Origin of the sequence: Arthrobacter sp. Leaf337 (genome assembly GCF_001423745.1) — a bacterium.
Taxonomy (GTDB): domain Bacteria; phylum Actinomycetota; class Actinomycetes; order Actinomycetales; family Micrococcaceae; genus Arthrobacter.
The window spans coordinates 93,437-110,741 of sequence record NZ_LMPC01000001.1 but is presented as its reverse complement, the minus strand read 5'-3'; the positions used below and the strand labels follow the sequence as shown (position 1 = coordinate 110,741).

Here is a 17,305-nt window from a genome sequence, read left to right as displayed (position 1 = left end):
TAGGAACCATGCGTATCGCCCGTTTTGTAGCTGATTCTGATCCCCTCTACGGTGTTGTTGAAGGCGAGCCCGGCAGTGAGGTAGTCACTGTTATCAAGGGCGACCCCTTCTTTCACGGCGTGGAACGAACCACAATAAAGCACAAGCTGGAGGACGTTCGCCTCCTCGCGCCGATCATTCCGCGCAGCAAAGTGGTGGGCGTGGGCCGCAACTTCGTCGAGCATGCCGCGGAACTGGGCAACGAGGTCCCCAAGCAGCCGCTGCTGTTCCTGAAGCCGAACACCTCGGTGATCGGCCCCAACGATCCCATCGTGCTGCCCGAATTCTCCGAGGAAGTCTCTTTCGAGGCCGAGCTGTGCGTCGTCATCGGCCGCATCTGCAAGGACGTGCCCGAGGACCGCGTGGATGACGTCATCTTCGGCTACACCTGCGGCAACGACCTCACCGCCCGCGACGTCCAGAAGACGGACCTGCAGTGGGCACGGGCCAAGGGCTTTGACACTTCGGCGCCGCTGGGCCCGTGGATCGAAACCGAGCTGGACACCGAGGACCTCCGGATCCAGGGCCGGCTCAATGGGGAACTGCGCCAGGACGGCAGCACGAGCCAGATGATCCGGGGCGTCCGCGAGCTCGTCTCGGTGGTCTCCCAGGCCTTCACGCTGCTTCCCGGCGACGTGATTATGACCGGTACGCCCGCTGGTGTGGGCGTGGTTGCGGCCGGCGACCGCTTTGAGGTGGAGATCGAAGGCATCGGCCGGCTCTCCAACCCGATCGTCCGGCGCTAGCGGCGAGGCCCGGCCTCCGGGCAGGCGGTAAAGTTGGAGTCACTATGACTACTCCTTCTGTGTCCAACGCCGTCTCCAGTCCTGCCGTCACCGCCGAAACCCCGGTCCGGGTGCGGTTCTGCCCGTCGCCCACGGGCACGCCGCACGTCGGCCTGATCCGCACGGCGCTGTTTAACTGGGCATATGCCCGGCATACCCAGGGAACCTTTGTCTTCCGCATTGAGGACACGGACGCGGCGCGGGACTCGGAAGAGAGCTACGAGCAGTTGCTCGAGGCCCTGAAGTGGTTGGGCATCTCGTGGGAAGAGGGCGTGGAAACAGGCGGACCGCACGAGCCGTACCGCCAGTCACAGCGCCTGGATCTCTACAAGGACGTCGTGGCCAAGCTGCTGGAAGCCGGCTACGCCTACGAGTGCTACTCCTCGCCGGATGAAGTTGAAGCGCGCCACCGTGCCGCCGGCCGCGACCCCAAGCTCGGCTACGACAACTTCGACCGTGAACTGACCGAGGAGCAGCTTGCCGCGTTCAAGGCGGAAGGCCGCGAACCGGTGCTCCGTGTCCGCATGCCCGATGAGGACGTCACCTTCACCGACATGGTCCGCGGCGAAATTACCTTCAAGGCCGGAAGCATCCCGGACTACGTGATTGTCCGCGCCGACGGCTCCCCGCTGTACACCCTGGTGAACCCGGTGGATGACGCGCTCATGGGGATCACCCACGTCCTGCGCGGCGAGGACCTGCTGTCCTCCACCCCCCGCCAGGTGGTGCTGATCCGCGCGCTGATGGACATCGGCGTCGCAAACTACATGCCGGTGTTCGGCCACCTTCCCTACGTGATGGGCGAGGGCAACAAGAAGCTGTCCAAGCGTGATCCGCAGTCCAACCTGTTCCTGCTCCGGGACCGCGGATTCATCCCCGAGGGCCTGCTCAACTACCTCTCCCTGCTGGGCTGGAGCCTGTCCGCCGACGAAGACATTTTCACGGTGGAACAGCTCATCGAGCACTTCGACGTCCACGACGTACTGGCCAACCCGGCACGCTTTGACATCAAGAAGGCCGAAGCGATCAACGGCACGCACATCCGGATGCTGGAAGCGAACGACTTCAGGGGCCGTCTCGTTCCTTACCTCCGCGCAGCCGGCCTCGTGGGGGAGAGCCTTACGGCCCGCGAAGAGGAGATCCTTGCTGAGGCAGCACCTCTGATCCAGGAGCGCATCGCCCTGCTGGGCGAGGCTCCCGAGATGATTTCCTTCCTGTTCAAGAACGATGACGCCATCGACGTTGCGGACGACGCCCGCAAGGGACTGCCGGAAAACCTCACCGAGGTGCTGGACGCGGCAATCGCAGCCCTCGACGCCGTGGCTGACTGGAACGCCGAGAGCATCCAGGCCGCGCTGAAGCAGGCGCTCGTGGAAGGCCTGGGCGTGAAGCCGAGGCTGGCCTTCGGCCCGGTCCGGACGGCCATTTCCGGGCGCCGGATTTCACCGCCGCTCTTTGAGTCAATGGTGATCCTGGGCAAGGCATCCTCGTTGGCCCGCCTGCACGCTTTCCGCGGCTGATGACTGCACTGCGTGGCGACGGCGGCCGTGTGCTGCACACGGGCTTCGGCGTCATCCGGGGCGTGCTGTTCGATATTGACGACACCCTCGTGGACCTCGAATACGCCATGACCACGGCGCTGCGTGATGTCAGCGAGCATCTCCTGCCCGGCCTGGACCAGGCCGGGTGGGAGAAATTCGGGCGGATCTTCACGCACGAAACCACACATTTCTATGACCGCTACCTGGCCGGGGAGCTGACTTTCAACGAGCAGCGGCTCCTCCGCGGGCGGGCCGCCCTGGGACATTTCGGGGTGGAACTGGAAGAGGGGGAGGAATCCCACGCGTGGGTTACGTCCTACGCCGCCCTGCAGCACGGCTATGTCCGTGCCTTTGAAGACGTGGCCCCTGTGCTGGACGCCCTCGACGCCGCAGGAATTCCCTACGGAGCGGTGAGCAACAACGTGCACGATTACCAGCGGGTGAAGCTGGATACTGCGGGGCTTCAACGGATCAGGGTGCTGGTGGGCACGGACACCGTGGGCGTGCCCAAACCGGATCCGGCCATCTACCTCGAGGGCGTACGCCTCCTTGGCAGCAGCGCCGCTGAAACACTCTATGTGGGAGACAACCGCCTGCTGGACGCGGAAGGTTCGACGGCGGCCGGCCTGCTGGGCGTATGGCTGAACCGCAGCGGTGAAACGGAGTCTGTTTTTGCCGGCCACCAGGTGGGGTCGCTCGTCGAGTTGCTGGGATAGCCCCCTGCCGGTGGCCCCGCCCGGTCCGGGCGGGGCCACTGGCATGATCACACCGGTTCGCCGGCTTTCCGCCGGTTGCGCAAGGCGGCATACGCGCCCACTGAACCAAGCCCCAGGACGCCGACCATGCCGACGGCCGTAACCGCGTCGGGCTGCCCCACCATGTCGGATGGTGAGACCGCGGCCGCACTTGAGTAGAGCGTTTCCGTCCCGGCCGCCACCTTCGCGTTCCCCTCCGCGAGCTTGCCCGACCCGGTGGCCAGCTGCGTGGAACCGGAGGCCAGCTTGGTGTTGCCTTCCGAGAGCTGCGCTGCTCCGACGGCAAGGGCCTCCGAACCACCCAGCAGGCCGGGGTTCGCGGGATCTGCCGGGTCGCCCTTGATGCCGGCATTCAAGGTCCCGGTTCCAGCGGCCAGCCGGGCCGAACCTTCGGTCATGCTTGCGGCGGCCTTGAGCAGGCCCGGACGATCCGGGTTCCCGGGTACGCCGTCCATGCCCACCCTGATCTTGGCGGTCCCGTCCGCGAGGAGCCGGGTGCCAAGGACAACACCGGGGTTTTCCGGATCCTGGCTGTTGAGTTTGCCGCTTAGGGTGGTAAAGCCGGCGGTCAGCTTGCCGGCCCCGGCCTGCAGTTCCGCGGTGCCTTCGTGGAGCCGTGAGGCGCCGGACTGCAGCTGGGTGGCGCCGGCGTCCAGCTTGTGGGCACCTGCGGTGATCTTCGCGATCTTGTCCCTGACGACCGAAAGCGGCACGAGTCCCTGTACGGGATCGTTCGCGGCGGCCTGCAGCAGCTCCAGCGCCTGCGCAAGGGCAGCGGTGCCCGTGCCCGTTTCCGGGTTGCCGTTGGCCCCGCGGTAGCCCTTGAGCTGGTCTGTTCCGGCAGCAAGCTGGCCGGCGCCGGCTTCCAGCTTGGATGCACCGGCGCTGAGCCGGGTCGCGCCGTCGGCGAGGTTATTCTCCGCGGTCCCGGATGCAGTGGGCGTCAGCGCTGCGGAGAGCTGTACCGCGCCGGCAGCCAGTTTGCCGGCACCGTCATCGACCTTGTACACCCCCGGGGCGAGCTTCGTCGTGACGTCCGTCTCGATCTTCACCGCACCGGCCGCAAGTTTCTCGGCTCCGGCCTGGAGTTGGTCCGCACCGGGGGCCAGCCGATCGGTGATGCCGGCGCGGACCTTCTGCGCCCCGGCGGCTAGCCTGCCGGCCCCGGTGTCTGCCAGCGTGGCGCCGGCGGCGAGCTTCCCGGCGCCGTCCTTGAGCTGATCGGCGCCTGCGGAGGCCTGGCCGGCTCCGTCCTTGAGCCTCGATGATCCTTCGGTGATGCGGCCGGTGACCACGGTGTAGAAACCCAGCAAGGCAATGAGGAGCAAGGCAAGGAGCGCTATGGCGATCTGTTGGCCGCGCGTGCGGGAGTTCGGGGGAGCAATGGCACGACTCTGTGGCACGGTTGGTTCCTCTCGACGGTCCTGGCGGAAACGTGTGTGGCCCCCCGGAAGTGTCCAGCCGTGATGCAGCTAACATTCTGAATTGACCGCAGAACTGCCGGTCAGGCTGGCTTCGGGGAGTTGGTTACTCTGCGGTAACTTACCGAGCGTAAACTTGTTTGCCCCGGAATGGCAAGGATTTTCTCGCGGGTCGACCCGAAGGGTGCGCCATCACAGGGGTCCGGGTGTGCGGCGGGAGGGGAGTCGGACCCCGATTTGTGCCATCCAAAACTCTCGGGTAAAGTAATTACTCGTGCTGAGGCGCTGAGAGCGAAGGTTTAGGCCTGAAAGTCCAGCCCGAAAGTTCCATTGGGATATGGTGTAATTGGCAACACTACGGTTTCTGGTACCGTCATTCTAGGTTCGAGTCCTGGTATCCCAGCTCTGAGAAAGTTGCATTTTGATGCGGCAGATCAGGGGTTTCAAGCGGTTTATCCGATTTGAAACGCTGGCTTTGTGTGTGAAATAATCACTGAGCCTGATGGCAGAAATGTCATCTGGAAAGTACGCGGCCCCATCGTATAGCGGCCTAGTACGCTGCCCTCTCACGGCGGTAACGCGGGTTCGAATCCCGCTGGGGTCACCACTGAAACGGTCCCGGGCAACAGCCCGGGGCCGTTTTTATGCGCCCGGATACTTTCCCTGCTATTCCCCGCCGAATGGTCCTTTCCCCTGGAACCGCGAGGGGGATATGACCGCCTGGAGGGGACTTCCCGGGGCGATGCCCAAGCCGGACCAGCGCTGAACTGGCATGATGAAGCTGTGACGTCACCATCTGAGAGTTCGCCCCCGGGACCTGCCGCGCAAAACACGCGGGCGGCCGCGGCCGTGGAACTGCTCGAAGCTGTGCGCACGGACCTTGGCGCGGCCCGGCTGCCGCTTGCACTGCCCGGCGCGGACGCTGCCCGCCTCGATATCAGGAACGCGCTGGCACAGCTGGACGACTACATCCTCCCGCGCTTCCGCAGCCTGGACGCCCCGCTGCTGGCGGTGGTTGGCGGATCCACCGGTGCCGGCAAATCCACGCTGGTCAATGCCCTCGTGGGCCACCCGGTCACGAGGGCGGGCGCCATCCGGCCGACCACCAGGCAGCCGATCCTGCTTCACCACCCGGCGGACGCAGCCTGGTTCGAGGACCAGCGGGTTCTGCCGAGCCTGAGCCGCATCAGGGGCACGGTAGTGGACACGCTGTTGCCCGCCAACCGGGCCGGAGCCGCGCCGGACGCCGCATCAATATCGTCCCTGGTGCTGGTGGGGCACCCCGCCGTGCCGGAAGGAATCGCACTCCTGGATGCTCCGGACGTCGACTCCGTCTCGGATGACAACCGGAAGCTGGCGGGCCAGCTGCTCGCCGCCGCCGATCTCTGGTTATTCGTCACAACCGCGAACCGCTATGCCGACGCCGTGCCCTGGAAGCTGCTCCTGGACGCTGCCTCCAGGGACATCATGGTGGCAGTGGTCCTGGACCGCGTGCCTCCGGCGGCCGAGGCGGAAGTCAGCACGGACCTGAGGATGATGCTGCAGCGGGAGGGCCTGGGCGCGGCTCGCCTGTTCATTATTCCGGAGGTCACCCTTGACGGCCTCGGAATGCTGCCCGACGGGGCCGTGGAGCCCCTGGCACGCTGGGTGCGCGAACTGGCAGCGGACTCCGCCGGGAGGGCGGACATCGCCCGCCGGACACTGAACGGCACGGTTCGTGCGCTCAGCGGCCGCGTTGCCGCGCTGGCGCAGGCTTCGCTGGAACAGCAGCAATCGCGGGATGTCCTGGCCAAGGATGCCGGCACGGCTTACCAGGATGCTGTGGCCCGGATTCTGGACGCCACACGGGACGGCGCCCTCCTGCGGGGCGAAGTCCTTGCCCGGTGGCAGGACTTTGTGGGCACCGGGGAGTTCTTCCGCGTCCTGGAGCAGAACATCGGGCGCATGCGCGACCGCTTGGGTGCGTTCTTCCGCGGTGAGCCGACCCCGGCGGTCAAGGTCGAAACTGCCATTGAGACCGGACTGCAGGCGGTCATCATTGACGAAGCCGCCACTGCGGCTGAGGACGCTGACCAACGCTGGCGCTCGGACCCCGCGGGACGCCAACTGCTGGGCACCGACGACCTTTCCGGCACCGGCGCCGGTTTCCCGGAGAAGGTTGCCGCGGAGATCCGCGCCTGGCAGGGAGCCCTCATGGAGCTCATCCGCACGGAAGGCCAGGGCAAGCGGACCCAGGCCCGGTGGCTCTCCTTCGGGGTCAACGGACTCGGGGCCGCCCTGATGGTCGTCGTTTTCTCCATGACGGCCGGCCTCACCGGACTGGAGATCGGTGTGGCGGGCGGTACCGCCGTCGTCGGTCAACGGCTCCTGGAGGCAGTCTTTGGCGAGGATGCCGTGAGGCGGCTCGCGAAGACTGCGCGGGAGGACCTGAACGCGAGGTGCCACAAGCTGCTGCAGGCCGAACAGCGGCGTTTCCTCGACCGCCTGGACTTCACCACGGGCGTTTCGCCGGAAGTCCTCTCGGGCCACGCCCGCGCCCTTCAGCGGCTGGCCGAGTCAGCATGAGCCGGCACAGCGGGACCAGGGAGGCCTCCCGGCTGGGCTCCCGCCTGGAAGCCCTCAACGACGCACGGGAGCTCGCCGGCGGCGTAGTGCCGGACGAGGCCCTGGACGAAGTGCTCCAGGTGCTCGAGCGAGCCAGTTCCCGCCGTTCGCTGTCCTCGGACCACACGGTGGTGGGCTTCTTCGGCGCGACGGGCAGCGGTAAATCGTCGCTCTTCAACGCGGTCAGCGGCGCGGAAATCGCGACGGCGGCGGCCCGCCGCCCCACGACGTCGGAACCGCTGGCGGGTGTCTGGGGAGCGGAAGGCAGTGAGCCGCTGCTGGACTGGCTTGGCGTCAGCAGCCGGCACCACTCCGCAGCGGTGCCGGGGTTCGCCGACGAATCCACCGGCCTGGTCCTGCTGGACCTGCCCGATTTCGACTCAACCAAGGCCGCCAACCGGGAAATCGTCCAGCGGATGGTGGGATTGGTCGACGTCCTGGTGTGGGTGCTGGACCCCCAGAAATATGCGGACGCCGCTGTGCACAACGACTTCCTGACGCCGCTGGCTTCGCACGGAGCGGTCACGCTGGTGGTACTCAACCAGATCGACCGGCTTCCGCCCGCGGATGTCGAGCCGGTCCTGGAGTCCCTCAAAGCCATCCTTGCCCGGGACGGACTGGGCAAGGTCCGGATCCTCGGCGTCTCAGCGCTGACGGGCGCGGGAGTGGACAAGGTGCGGGCAGCTATCCGCCACGTCGTGGTGCAACGGCAGGCGTTGTCGCAGCGGCTGGCCGCGGATGTTTCCAAGGCCTCGGCGCAGCTTGCTGAGGCATCCGGGGCGGGAGAGGCCGCCGGTGTCACAGCCGGCACCCGGTCGCAACTGGCGGATGAGCTCGCGGCTGCCGCCAACGTCCAGCTGGTGGTGGACGCTGTGTCGCGGTCCTACCGGCAGGAAGCCACCCGACGCACCGGCTGGCCGCTGACCCGTTGGCTGGTCCGGTTCCGGCCCGATCCGCTGCGGCGGCTGAACCTGCGCCGGGAGGGAGCCGATTCCGAAGTCAACAGGACGTCGCTGCCGCCGGCGGGGGCTCCGGAACGTGCCAGGACGGACGCGGCCGTACGGGAATTCGCGGATGCAGCCAGTGCCGGGGCCCCGGGGCCCTGGCGGGCTGCCATCCGCAGTGCGGCGCGTGAAGGCCGTGACCGGTTGCCTGACGCGCTGGACCAGGCCATTGCCGGCACCGAGCTGATGGCCGGACGGAAATCGTGGTGGTGGGGACTGTTCAACGTCATCCAGTGGCTGGCCCTCGTCACGGCCCTGGGCGGCCTGGGCTGGCTTGGCATCCTGGCCGGCCTGGCGTATCTCCAGCTCCCGGTTCCTGAGGTTCCCCGGGTGGAAGGGTGGCCTGTTCCCACACTGATGATCGCCGGGGGAGTGGTGCTTGGCATTGTGCTGGCCCTCGCCGGGAAGTTTGCGGCGGCCGCCGCTGCCGGGCTGCGGGCCGCCGCGGCCGGGAAGAAGCTCAGGGCGGCCGTGGCTGCCGTCGCGGACAGGCTGGTGGTTGAGCCGGTTGAGGTGGAGGTCAGCAGGCTGAAGTCCTTCAACGCCGCGCTGAAATCCGCCCGCCGCGACTAGCGGGCTTCCAATGCCTGCGTGGCGTCGCGCACCTTGATCATGGTGCGAAGGTTGCGTGTGGTGGTTGTGGATTTGTAGCGGGCCTTGGATGACAGCTTGCTGAAGGGGCTGTCCAGGGTGCCGCCCGCGGGAGCCAGCCAAGCCATCGCCTCCGGCCCCAGGCGGTGCTGCTGCGTACCGTCCAGCCGGGAACCGGACTCGAACAGCTCGTCCAGAACGGCCGTGTCCGAACTCAGCGTGACGTAGGTGTGCGTCGTCTTGTCCTCGGCCGGGTACGGGCACGCCTCGACGAGCGCGGCAACCCGGTCCGCGGTCAGCACCACCACCCAGGCGTCGTAGCCAAAGGCCTCACGGAGGCAGGCTTCGACGTCTTTCTTGACCGCCGCAGCGCCGAGATCGCTGGCCAGCACCACGTTGCCGCTGGCCAGCAGTGTTTTCACGCCCGCAAAGCCCTGGTCCTCCAGCGCACTGCGGAGGTCCGCCATTTTGATGTTGATGCCGCCCACGTTGATGCCGCGGAGGAAAACCGCATAGCTGTTCATGGGCACAGCCTACTTAGTCGTTGTTCTTGCGGAGCGCCTCGGTCAGCACCCGTGCGGCGTTGCAGACGACTTCTGCGTGCAGCCGGCCGGGCTGGCGGGTCAGGCGCTCGATCGGGCCGGAAATGGAGACGGCGGCAATCACGCGTCCGGACGGTCCCCTGACCGGCGCCGAGACCGAGGCGACCCCCGGCTCGCGTTCGCCGAGGCTCTGGCCCCAGCCCCGACGTCGTACGCCTGCCAGGACGGTGGGCGTGAAACGCGCTGCCTGCAGTCCTTCGAGCAGCCGGTCGTGGTCTTCCCAGGCCAGCAGCACCTGGGCGGCGGAGCCGGCCTTCATGGAGAGCTGTGTACCCACCGGGATGGTGTCGCGGAGCCCGATGGGGCGTTCGGCCGACGCGACACACACGCGCCAGTCGCCCTGCCGGCGGAAGATCTGGGCGCTTTCGCCGGTGGCGTCGCGCAGCTGCATCAGGACCGGTCCCGCGGAGGCGATCAGCCGGTCCTCGCCGGCGGCGGAGGCGAGCTCCACGAGGCGGCTTCCCAGGACGAAGCGGCCCTGGATGTCACGGCTGACAAGCCGGTGGTGGACCAGCGCCAGGGCAAGCCTGTGTACGGTCGGCCGGGCCAGCCCGGTGGCGGCTACCAGCTGCGCCAGAGTGGTGGGACCGGCCTCAAGTGCGTCAAGCACATGGGCCGCTTTATCGATGACACCGACTCCACTAGAATTGTCCATGTAATGATATTGCCGTCTCAATATCTGAGATGCAAATCATTTGGCTGGCGTATTACGCGGGCGTGCTGGTTCAGTGGATGTAAACAGCCAACAGCAGTGAAGGGAGATGGCCATGGCAAAGACATTGGCCGAGAAAGTCTGGGACGCGCACGTGGTGCGCAAAGGCGACGGCGAAGGTGCCAACGCCCAGCCGGACCTTCTCTACATCGACCTCCACCTGGTGCACGAAGTGACGTCGCCGCAGGCCTTCGAAGGACTCCGCCTGGCGGGCCGCCCGTTGCGCCGCCCGGACCTCACCATCGCCACCGAGGACCACAACACCCCCACGCTGGACATCGACAAGCCTATCGCCGATCTCACCAGCCGGACGCAGATCCAGACCCTCCGCAACAACTGCCAGGAGTTCGGCGTCCGCCTGCACTCGCTCGGCGATGCCGAGCAGGGCATCGTTCACGTGGTCGGTCCCCAGCTTGGCCTCACCCAGCCCGGCATGACCGTGGTCTGCGGCGACTCGCACACGTCCACGCACGGTGCCTTCGGCGCGTTGGCCATGGGCATCGGCACCTCCGAGGTGGAGCACGTCATGGCCACCCAGACGCTGTCCCTGAAGCCGTTCAAGACCATGGCCATCAATGTGGAGGGCACCCTGCGCCCCGGCGTTTCGGCGAAGGACATCATCCTTGCCGTCATCGCGAAGATCGGCACCGGCGGCGGGCAGGGCTATGTGCTTGAGTACCGCGGCTCGGCGATCCGTGCGCTGTCCATGGAAGCCCGGATGACCATCTGCAACATGTCCATCGAAGCCGGCGCCCGCGCAGGCCTGGTTGCTCCGGATCAGACCACGTACGACTACATGTATGGACGCCCGCACGCGCCGCAGGGCGCGGACTGGGACGCCGCCGTCGAATACTGGAACACGCTCCGCTCCGAGGATGACGCAACGTTCGACGTCGAGGTGGACCTTGACGCCGACACCCTTGAGCCGTTCGTGACCTGGGGGACGAACCCCGGCCAGGGCGTTTCGCTGTCCTCCAAGGTGCCGTCGCCGGAGGACTTCGGCGATGAAAACGCCAAGGCCGCGGCCGAACGCGCATTGCAGTACATGGGGCTGGAAGCCGGCACCCCGATGAAGGAGATCCGGGTGGACACGGTCTTCCTGGGTTCCTGCACCAACTCCCGGATGGAGGACCTGCGGGCGGCGGCGGACATCGTCCGGGGCCGCACCAAGGATCCGAACATCCGGATGCTCGTTGTTCCCGGCTCGGCGCGGGTGCGGCTCGAGGCAGAAGCGGAGGGCCTGGATAAGGTCTTCAAGGATTTCGGTGCCGAATGGCGCTTCGCCGGCTGCTCCATGTGCCTGGGCATGAACCCGGACCAGCTGGAGCCGGGCGAACGCTGCGCCTCCACATCCAACCGCAACTTCGAAGGACGCCAGGGCAAGGGCGGCCGAACGCACCTCGTCTCACCGGTGGTCGCCGCGGCCACGGCAGTACGCGGCACGCTCAGCTCGCCGTCGGACCTGGACCCCGCTCCGGAGTCCGCCGCCGTCCGCAGCAGCGCCGCCTAGATAACGCCGACCAGTTCACGCCGTTTAGACGACGCCCAGACCCACCCAGCACCGAAGGATCCGCCATGGAAAAGTTCAGCACCCACACCGGGATCGGCGTACCGCTGCGCCAGAGCAACGTGGACACCGACCAGATCATCCCCGCCGTATACCTCAAGCGCATTACCCGCACCGGCTTCGAAGACGCACTCTTCGCCGCCTGGCGCAAGGACCCGGCCTTCATCCTCAACCAGGCACCGTTCAACGCCGGCTCCGTGCTCGTAGCCGGGCCCGACTTCGGCACCGGATCCTCCCGTGAGCACGCTGTGTGGGCCCTGAAGGACTACGGCTTCAAGACGGTCCTATCCTCCCGGTTCGCCGATATCTTCCGCGGCAACTCCGGCAAGCAGGGCCTCCTGGCCGCTGAACTCGCCCAGGATGACATTGAGCTCATCTGGAAGGTGCTGGAGAACGCCCCGGGCACCGAAGTGACCGTGGACCTCGTCTCCAAGACCGTGATGTGCGGCAATGTGGTGGCACCGTTCGAGATTGACGACTACACGCGCTGGCGCCTCCTGGAGGGCCTGGACGACATCGGGCTGACCCTCCAGCACGAGGAAGACATCACGGCCTACGAGGCCACAAGGCCCGCGTTCAAGCCGAAGACGCTGCCCGCACGGCTGTCCTAGGGGGCGGTCTCCGGGATCCCCGCCGCACCCCCGCCTGGTACACCCTGCACCCTTACCCGGTCCGCGTTGCCCCCGATTCAGGCCCCCTCTGAACTGTCGGGAAAATCGCGCCGTATTTCAGATCGGTAACGCTAGCTCCTATGCTTAGCTGGAGCCTTTGTAAGGATTTGGGGGCGAGTAGTCGTGAGGAAACCGGTATATGAGTAGTGTTTTGACAATCCGCGGAGGCGTCCCGCTAACTGGACGCGTCACCGTTCGCGGGGCCAAGAATCTTGTCCCCAAGGCCATGGTGGCCGCCCTGCTGGGCAACGAGCCGTCCGTGCTGCGCAACGTCCCTGAAATCAAGGACGTCGAGGTTGTCACCAGCCTGCTCCAGCTCCATGGCGTCACGGTCGAAAAGGACCCGGTTACCGGTGATCTGACCCTGGATCCGAAGGGTGCCAAGACCGCATCGAGCACCGCCATCGATGCCCACGCCGGCGACTCCAGGATTCCCATCCTGTTGTGCGGCCCGCTGATCCACGCCATCGGGGAAGCGTTCATTCCCGACCTTGGCGGCTGCAAAATCGGCGACCGCCCCATCGATTACCACCTGAACGTGCTGCGCCAGTTCGGGGCCGTCGTGGAAAAGCGTCCGGGCGGCATCCACATTTCCGCGCCCAAGGGACTCCAGGGCGCCAAGATCTCGCTGCCGTACCCGTCGGTGGGGGCCACCGAGCAGGTTCTGCTCAGCGCCACTCGCGCCGAGGGCATCACGGAGCTTTCCGGCGCCGCCACGGAACCGGAAATCATCGATCTCATTGCCGTGCTGCAGAAGATGGGCGCCATCATCAGCGTCCAGACAGACCGCACCATCCGGATCGAAGGCGTGAAGGATCTCGGTGGCTACAACCACCGCGCCCTCTCGGACCGGAACGAATCCGCGTCCTGGGCATCGGCGGCACTCGTGACGCGCGGAGATATCTTCGTGGAGGGGGCCTCCCAGCGCGACATGATGACGTTCCTGAACACCTACCGCAAGGTGGGCGGCGGCATGGACATCGGTGAGGACGGCATCCGTTTCTACCACCGGGGCGGCAAGCTGAACCCGCTCGTCCTGGAAACGGACGTCCATCCTGGCTTCATGACGGACTGGCAGCAGCCCCTCGTGGTTGCCCTGACCCAGGCCGAGGGCGTGTCCATCGTCCACGAAACCGTCTACGAGAACCGTTTCGGATTCACCGACGCTCTCATCCGGATGGGGGCCAACATCCAGGTGCACCGGGAATGCCTCGGCAGCGTGCCGTGCCGTTTCGGCCAGCGCAACTTCCTGCACTCCGCCGTCATCTCGGGACCCACGCAGCTCAAAGGCACCGACATCGATGTCCCGGACCTCCGGGGCGGCTTCAGCCACCTCATCGCCGCACTGGCCGCCACGGGTACGTCCCGGGTGACCGGAATAGACATCATCAACCGCGGTTACGAGCGCTTCACGGAGAAGCTCGCCGGGCTGGGCGCCGATTTCGACATCACTTCAGCCAAGTAACGGGGACCCAGTGAAGGAAACGGCCAAGAGCCGCATCACCTTTGTCATCGTCGCCGGGATCGTCAGGCCCGTGATGAACCTGCTGATGAACAAGAAGTGGGAAGGGCTGGAAAAACTCCCGGCGGGCGGCTTCATCGCCGCCCCCAACCACTGCACTGAGATCGACCCGCTGGTCATCGGCCACATGCTGTACAACCAGAAGCGGATGCCGCACTTCCTTGCCAAGGGCGGCCTGTTTAAGGTGCCGGTCCTCGGAGCGGTGCTGCGGGCCACCAAACAGATCCCGGTGGAACGCTCGACGGCGGGCGCCAACCGTTCGCTGAACGTCGCCAGGGAAGTGGTGGACGAAGGCGGGGCCATCATCATCTACCCCGAAGGAACACTGACCCGGGATCCGGAGCTGTGGCCGATGAAGGGGCACACCGGTGCCGCCAGGATGGCGCTCGAAAGCGGAATTCCCGTGGTTCCCATGGCGCACTGGGGAGCCCATCAGGTGTTCCCGCGCTATGCGAAGCGGTTCCATCTGTTTCCCCGACGGACCTCACGCGTCATCGTGGGCGACCCCGTGGACCTCAGCGCCTTTGAGGGCCGGCCGCTGGACAAAGCCACGCTGACGGCCGCCACCGGCGTCATCATGGAAGCCATCACCGGGCTCCTGGCAACCTTGCGATCGGAACAGCCTCCCGCTGAGCGGTGGGATCCCGCCGCCCACAACCAGAGCAAACATGGGCGCAACATCGATCGGGGCGGCAAATGACCCCTGAACAGGCCGCAGCGGGCTCAGCCATGTCGGTCGCTGTCCTCGGAGCAGGGTCCTGGGGCACCACCTTTGCCAAGATCCTTGCCGATGCAGCAACGGCATCCGGCGTCCGGCGGAGCATACGGCTCTGGGGGCGCCGCGCCGAGGTTGTTGAGCAGATCAACACCCTGCACCGGAACCCGCAGTACCTTAAGGACATTGACCTCCCGCACAGCATCACGGCTTCCACCGACGTTGCGGAGGTGCTCTCCGGCGCCGACCTGGTGGTGCTGGCGGTTCCAGCCCAGTCGCTGCGGCTGCAGCTCCGTGAGTGGCGGCGCCTGATATCCCCGGATGCCTACGTGGTTTCCCTGATGAAAGGCCTCGAACTCAGTTCGGATGCCCGCATGAGCGAGGTCATCTGCGAGGAACTGGGTATCAAAGCCGACAGGATCGCCGTGGTGTCCGGACCGAACCTGGCCATGGAAATCGCCCGCGAGGAACCCACCGCCTCGGTGGTGGCCTGTTCCGACGCAGAGGTGGCCTCCTGGATCGCCCGCAGCTGCACCGCACCGTATTTCCGGCCGTACACCACCACCGACGTCGTCGGCGTTGAAATCGGCGGCATCGTGAAGAACGTGATCGCCCTGGCGGTCGGTATCTGCGAAGGCAAAAGGATGGGGGACAACACCAAAGCCTCGGTCATTACCCGCGGGCTTGCAGAGACCTCCAGGCTTGCCCTGGCGCTGGGGGGAGAAGCGCAAACCATGGCCGGCCTGGCCGGCCTCGGCGACCTCGTCGCCACCTGCTCCTCACCGCTGTCCCGGAACCACACGGCCGGACGCCTGCTGGGCAAGGGCCTGACGCTGGAACAGGTCACCGCCGAAATGACCCAGACAGCCGAAGGGATCAAGTCCGGGCAGGCCGTGCATGAACTTGCCGGAAAGCTGGGCGTCGAGATGCCCATCACCGCGGCAGTGGTTGCCGTGCTGGCCGGAAAATTGTCCGTTGACGAACTGGGACCGCTGCTGCTGGCCCGGGACCTGAAATCTGAAGGCGACTACTGACTGTGTCGGAAGAACAAGTGAACAAGAACACCGGCCCCGGCCACACCAAACCCCGCGTCGCCGTTTTGTTTGGCGGCCGCTCCAGCGAGCACGCCGTCAGCTGCGTCACGGCCGCCGGCGTTCTCGGGGCCATCGATTACGACAAGTACGATGTCATCCCCATCGGCATCGCCAAGACCGGCCAGTGGGTCCTCGCCCCGGGGGACACCCGGCAGTGGTCCCTTTCGGCCTCCTCACTTCCCGAGGTGGCGCCGTCGGCCCGGACAGTAACGCTTGCTGAGATCGGCGGAGAACACCAGCTCATCGTGGCTTCCCCGAACGAAGTGCCGCAGGAACTCGGCACCGTGGACGTTGTCTTCCCGCTGCTCCACGGACCGTTCGGCGAGGACGGCACCATCCAGGGCCTGCTGGAACTGTCGGATACCCGCTACGTGGGCGCCGGCGTGCTGGCCTCCGCCGTCGGCATGGACAAGCACTACATGAAGGTGGTATTCGAAGCCGCCGGCCTGCAGGTGGGGCCCTACATTGCCGTGACCGACCGCCAGTGGATCACGGACCCCGAATCCGTCCGCAAACGCGTTGACCTGCTGGGGTACCCCGTATTCGTCAAGCCGGCACGGGCAGGGTCTTCCATGGGCATCTCCAAGGTTGATTCACTGGAGGGCCTGGATGCGGCCATCGAGGCGGCCCGTGAGCATGACCTCAAACTCGTGATCGAGGCCGGAATCGTGGGCCGCGAAATCGAATGCGCTGTCCTCGAAGGGCGCGGCACCGATGCCCCGCGCACGTCCATGCCCGGAGAGATCGCCGTGGCACCGGGGGAGCACGAGTTCTATGACTTCAACGCAAAATACGTGGAGGACGACGCCGCGTCGCTCAGCTGCCCGGCAGACCTCCCCGACGAGGCGATCGCCCGGGTCCGCGAGCTTGCCGCCGCTGCGTTCGACGCTGTCGGGGCCGAAGGGCTGAGCCGGGTGGACTTCTTCTACACTCCCGACGGTGAGCTGATCATCAATGAGATCAACACCATGCCTGGCTTCACGCCGAAAAGCATGTACCCGCAGATGTGGGCCGCCTCCGGGCTGGGCTACGCGGAACTCATCGACGAACTGATCTACCTGGCGCTGAACCGGAAGACCGGCCTGCGCTAGCCGCCGCCGTCGCGGCGGGCGGGTCCGGCCGGGGACGCGGGGGCCCGGTGGTCGATCCTGTCGAGACGCTACTGCCCGGTGGGCAGGTCCTGCAGCTCTTCCTGGCCCACGCAGTTCCGGGTGGCCTTGATCTTCCCGGCAGCGGCCGAGAGCTCCGCCAGCACGGTCGCGGAACTGATCTGGTCGGGGTCCATGAGGATCTCCGTGGCCGGTTCGCGGCCGAAGGTGGTCAGCGTCCACACGGGGTCGCCTTCCTTGATGACCCAGTCGATGCCGTTCACACTGACGCAGCGGTCGGTGGTGGGGCCGGGAACATTGACCCCGCAGCGGAGGATGACCCTGGACGGATCGCCCCACGCGGCGGTTGCCTGGCTGTTGGTCTTCCGCAGACCCGCATCTCCCATGGTGTCCGGAAGGGCCACCATCATGGGAGCGCAGGCCGGGTTGGCCGCATCCTTGGCCGGCGCCACATCCACCACGGGTGCGCATCCGCTGAGGGCCAACACCACTGCCGCCGCCGTTGCGGGCAGGCGGAGCGAACGGAGGGAAACCGGGGTGCGGGGCTGGTGCATTGTTTAAGCCTATCCCGGT

15 protein-coding genes and 2 tRNA genes are annotated in these 17,305 nt (G+C 66.4%); 13 read left to right on the top strand and 4 right to left on the bottom strand.

Translation table 11 applies throughout. The features are described 5' to 3' along the window. Nucleotides 1-8 precede the first annotated feature (8 nt). From ASF98_RS00500 to ASF98_RS00490, 3 genes are read left to right on the top strand one after another with little or no spacing between them, the layout of a single operon-like run. Nucleotides 9-785, top strand: a complete 777-nt coding sequence (locus tag ASF98_RS00500; protein WP_055796027.1) for a fumarylacetoacetate hydrolase family protein — start codon at nt 9-11, stop codon at nt 783-785. 44 nt (nt 786-829) lie between these two features. Continuing rightward, nucleotides 830-2,344 carry a glutamate--tRNA ligase gene (gene gltX, locus ASF98_RS00495; RefSeq protein WP_055796025.1) on the top strand — a complete coding sequence of 505 codons (1,515 nt, stop codon included), beginning with the start codon at nt 830-832 and terminating at the stop codon, nt 2,342-2,344. Beyond that, nucleotides 2,344-3,081 carry an HAD family hydrolase gene (locus ASF98_RS00490; protein WP_055796022.1) on the top strand — a complete coding sequence of 246 codons (738 nt, stop codon included), beginning with the start codon at nt 2,344-2,346 and terminating at the stop codon, nt 3,079-3,081. Before gltX ends, ASF98_RS00490 begins: the two co-directional genes overlap by 1 nt. A gap of 47 nt (nt 3,082-3,128) precedes the next feature. Here the strand turns inward: ASF98_RS00490 and ASF98_RS00485 are convergent, their stop codons facing one another. After that, complete coding sequence (locus ASF98_RS00485) at nt 3,129-4,523, bottom strand: hypothetical protein (protein ID WP_055796019.1); 1,395 nt, start codon at nt 4,521-4,523, stop codon at nt 3,129-3,131. A 349-nt stretch (nt 4,524-4,872) separates the two neighbouring features. On the opposite strand from ASF98_RS00485, the gene ASF98_RS00480 reads away from it, so the two are divergent. The 4 genes from ASF98_RS00480 (at nt 4,873) to ASF98_RS00465 (ending at nt 8,722) form a co-directional block, all read left to right on the top strand. Then, nucleotides 4,873-4,944: transfer RNA gene (locus ASF98_RS00480), tRNA-Gln, on the top strand. 128 nt (nt 4,945-5,072) lie between these two features. Beyond that, nucleotides 5,073-5,148, top strand: a tRNA-Glu gene (locus tag ASF98_RS00475). A 176-nt stretch (nt 5,149-5,324) separates the two neighbouring features. Then, entirely contained in the window at nt 5,325-7,106 is a 1,782-nt protein-coding gene (locus ASF98_RS00470; RefSeq protein ID WP_055796016.1) for a dynamin family protein, read from the top strand. Beyond that, the gene (locus ASF98_RS00465) at nt 7,103-8,722 is read left to right on the top strand and encodes a GTPase (RefSeq protein WP_055796013.1); all 1,620 of its coding nucleotides are present in this window, start codon (nt 7,103-7,105) and stop codon (nt 8,720-8,722) included. The genes ASF98_RS00470 and ASF98_RS00465 overlap by 4 nt, the downstream gene beginning before the upstream one ends. Here ASF98_RS00465 and ASF98_RS00460 read toward each other — a convergent pair. Continuing rightward, nucleotides 8,719-9,264, bottom strand: coding sequence for a DUF1697 domain-containing protein (locus ASF98_RS00460; protein ID WP_055796010.1), 546 nt, complete (start codon nt 9,262-9,264; stop codon nt 8,719-8,721). The two genes, ASF98_RS00465 and ASF98_RS00460, sit on opposite strands and share 4 nt — an antisense overlap. Nucleotides 9,265-9,277: 13 nt before the next feature. Then, nucleotides 9,278-9,997 carry an IclR family transcriptional regulator gene (locus ASF98_RS00455; RefSeq protein WP_011692361.1) on the bottom strand — a complete coding sequence of 240 codons (720 nt, stop codon included), beginning with the start codon at nt 9,995-9,997 and terminating at the stop codon, nt 9,278-9,280. Nucleotides 9,998-10,109: 112 nt separating this feature from the next. On the opposite strand from ASF98_RS00455, the gene leuC reads away from it, so the two are divergent. The 6 genes from leuC to ASF98_RS00425 all read left to right on the top strand — a co-directional run bounded on the left by leuC (nt 10,110) and on the right by ASF98_RS00425 (nt 16,714). Further along, nucleotides 10,110-11,564, top strand: a complete 1,455-nt coding sequence (leuC, locus tag ASF98_RS00450) for a 3-isopropylmalate dehydratase large subunit (protein WP_055797202.1) — start codon at nt 10,110-10,112, stop codon at nt 11,562-11,564. A 65-nt stretch (nt 11,565-11,629) separates the two neighbouring features. Continuing rightward, nucleotides 11,630-12,232: a 3-isopropylmalate dehydratase small subunit gene (gene leuD / locus ASF98_RS00445; protein ID WP_055796007.1), complete on the top strand. Its 603-nt coding sequence runs from the start codon at nt 11,630-11,632 to the stop codon at nt 12,230-12,232. A gap of 199 nt (nt 12,233-12,431) precedes the next feature. Beyond that, entirely contained in the window at nt 12,432-13,757 is a 1,326-nt protein-coding gene (murA, locus tag ASF98_RS00440) for a UDP-N-acetylglucosamine 1-carboxyvinyltransferase (RefSeq protein WP_028271630.1), read from the top strand. Between the two features lie 10 nt (nt 13,758-13,767). Further along, nucleotides 13,768-14,514, top strand: a complete 747-nt coding sequence (locus tag ASF98_RS00435) for a lysophospholipid acyltransferase family protein (RefSeq protein ID WP_055796003.1) — start codon at nt 13,768-13,770, stop codon at nt 14,512-14,514. Then, nucleotides 14,511-15,563 (top strand): NAD(P)H-dependent glycerol-3-phosphate dehydrogenase, encoded by a 1,053-nt coding sequence (locus tag ASF98_RS00430; protein ID WP_055796000.1) that lies wholly within the window; start codon nt 14,511-14,513, stop codon nt 15,561-15,563. Before ASF98_RS00435 ends, ASF98_RS00430 begins: the two co-directional genes overlap by 4 nt. A 2-nt stretch (nt 15,564-15,565) precedes the next feature. Continuing rightward, complete coding sequence (locus ASF98_RS00425) at nt 15,566-16,714, top strand: D-alanine--D-alanine ligase family protein (protein ID WP_082506652.1); 1,149 nt, start codon at nt 15,566-15,568, stop codon at nt 16,712-16,714. Between the two features lie 68 nt (nt 16,715-16,782). Here ASF98_RS00425 and ASF98_RS00420 read toward each other — a convergent pair whose 3' ends face one another. Next, nucleotides 16,783-17,286, bottom strand: a complete 504-nt coding sequence (locus ASF98_RS00420; protein ID WP_055795996.1) for a DUF3515 domain-containing protein — start codon at nt 17,284-17,286, stop codon at nt 16,783-16,785. Nucleotides 17,287-17,305 lie beyond the last annotated feature (19 nt).

Coding starts and splice junctions, on each gene's coding strand:
- ASF98_RS00500 (WP_055796027.1), top strand. CDS start 9: ATGCGTATCGCCCGTTTTGTAGCTGATTCTGATCCCCTCTACGGTGTT.
- gltX (WP_055796025.1), top strand. CDS start 830: ATGACTACTCCTTCTGTGTCCAACGCCGTCTCCAGTCCTGCCGTCACC.
- ASF98_RS00490 (WP_055796022.1), top strand. CDS start 2,344: ATGACTGCACTGCGTGGCGACGGCGGCCGTGTGCTGCACACGGGCTTC.
- ASF98_RS00465 (WP_055796013.1), top strand. CDS start 7,103: ATGAGCCGGCACAGCGGGACCAGGGAGGCCTCCCGGCTGGGCTCCCGC.
- ASF98_RS00460 (WP_055796010.1), bottom strand. CDS start 9,264: ATGAACAGCTATGCGGTTTTCCTCCGCGGCATCAACGTGGGCGGCATC.
- ASF98_RS00455 (WP_011692361.1), bottom strand. CDS start 9,997: ATGGACAATTCTAGTGGAGTCGGTGTCATCGATAAAGCGGCCCATGTG.
- leuC (WP_055797202.1), top strand. CDS start 10,110: ATGGCAAAGACATTGGCCGAGAAAGTCTGGGACGCGCACGTGGTGCGC.
- leuD (WP_055796007.1), top strand. CDS start 11,630: ATGGAAAAGTTCAGCACCCACACCGGGATCGGCGTACCGCTGCGCCAG.
- murA (WP_028271630.1), top strand. CDS start 12,432: ATGAGTAGTGTTTTGACAATCCGCGGAGGCGTCCCGCTAACTGGACGC.
- ASF98_RS00430 (WP_055796000.1), top strand. CDS start 14,511: ATGACCCCTGAACAGGCCGCAGCGGGCTCAGCCATGTCGGTCGCTGTC.
- ASF98_RS00420 (WP_055795996.1), bottom strand. CDS start 17,286: ATGCACCAGCCCCGCACCCCGGTTTCCCTCCGTTCGCTCCGCCTGCCC.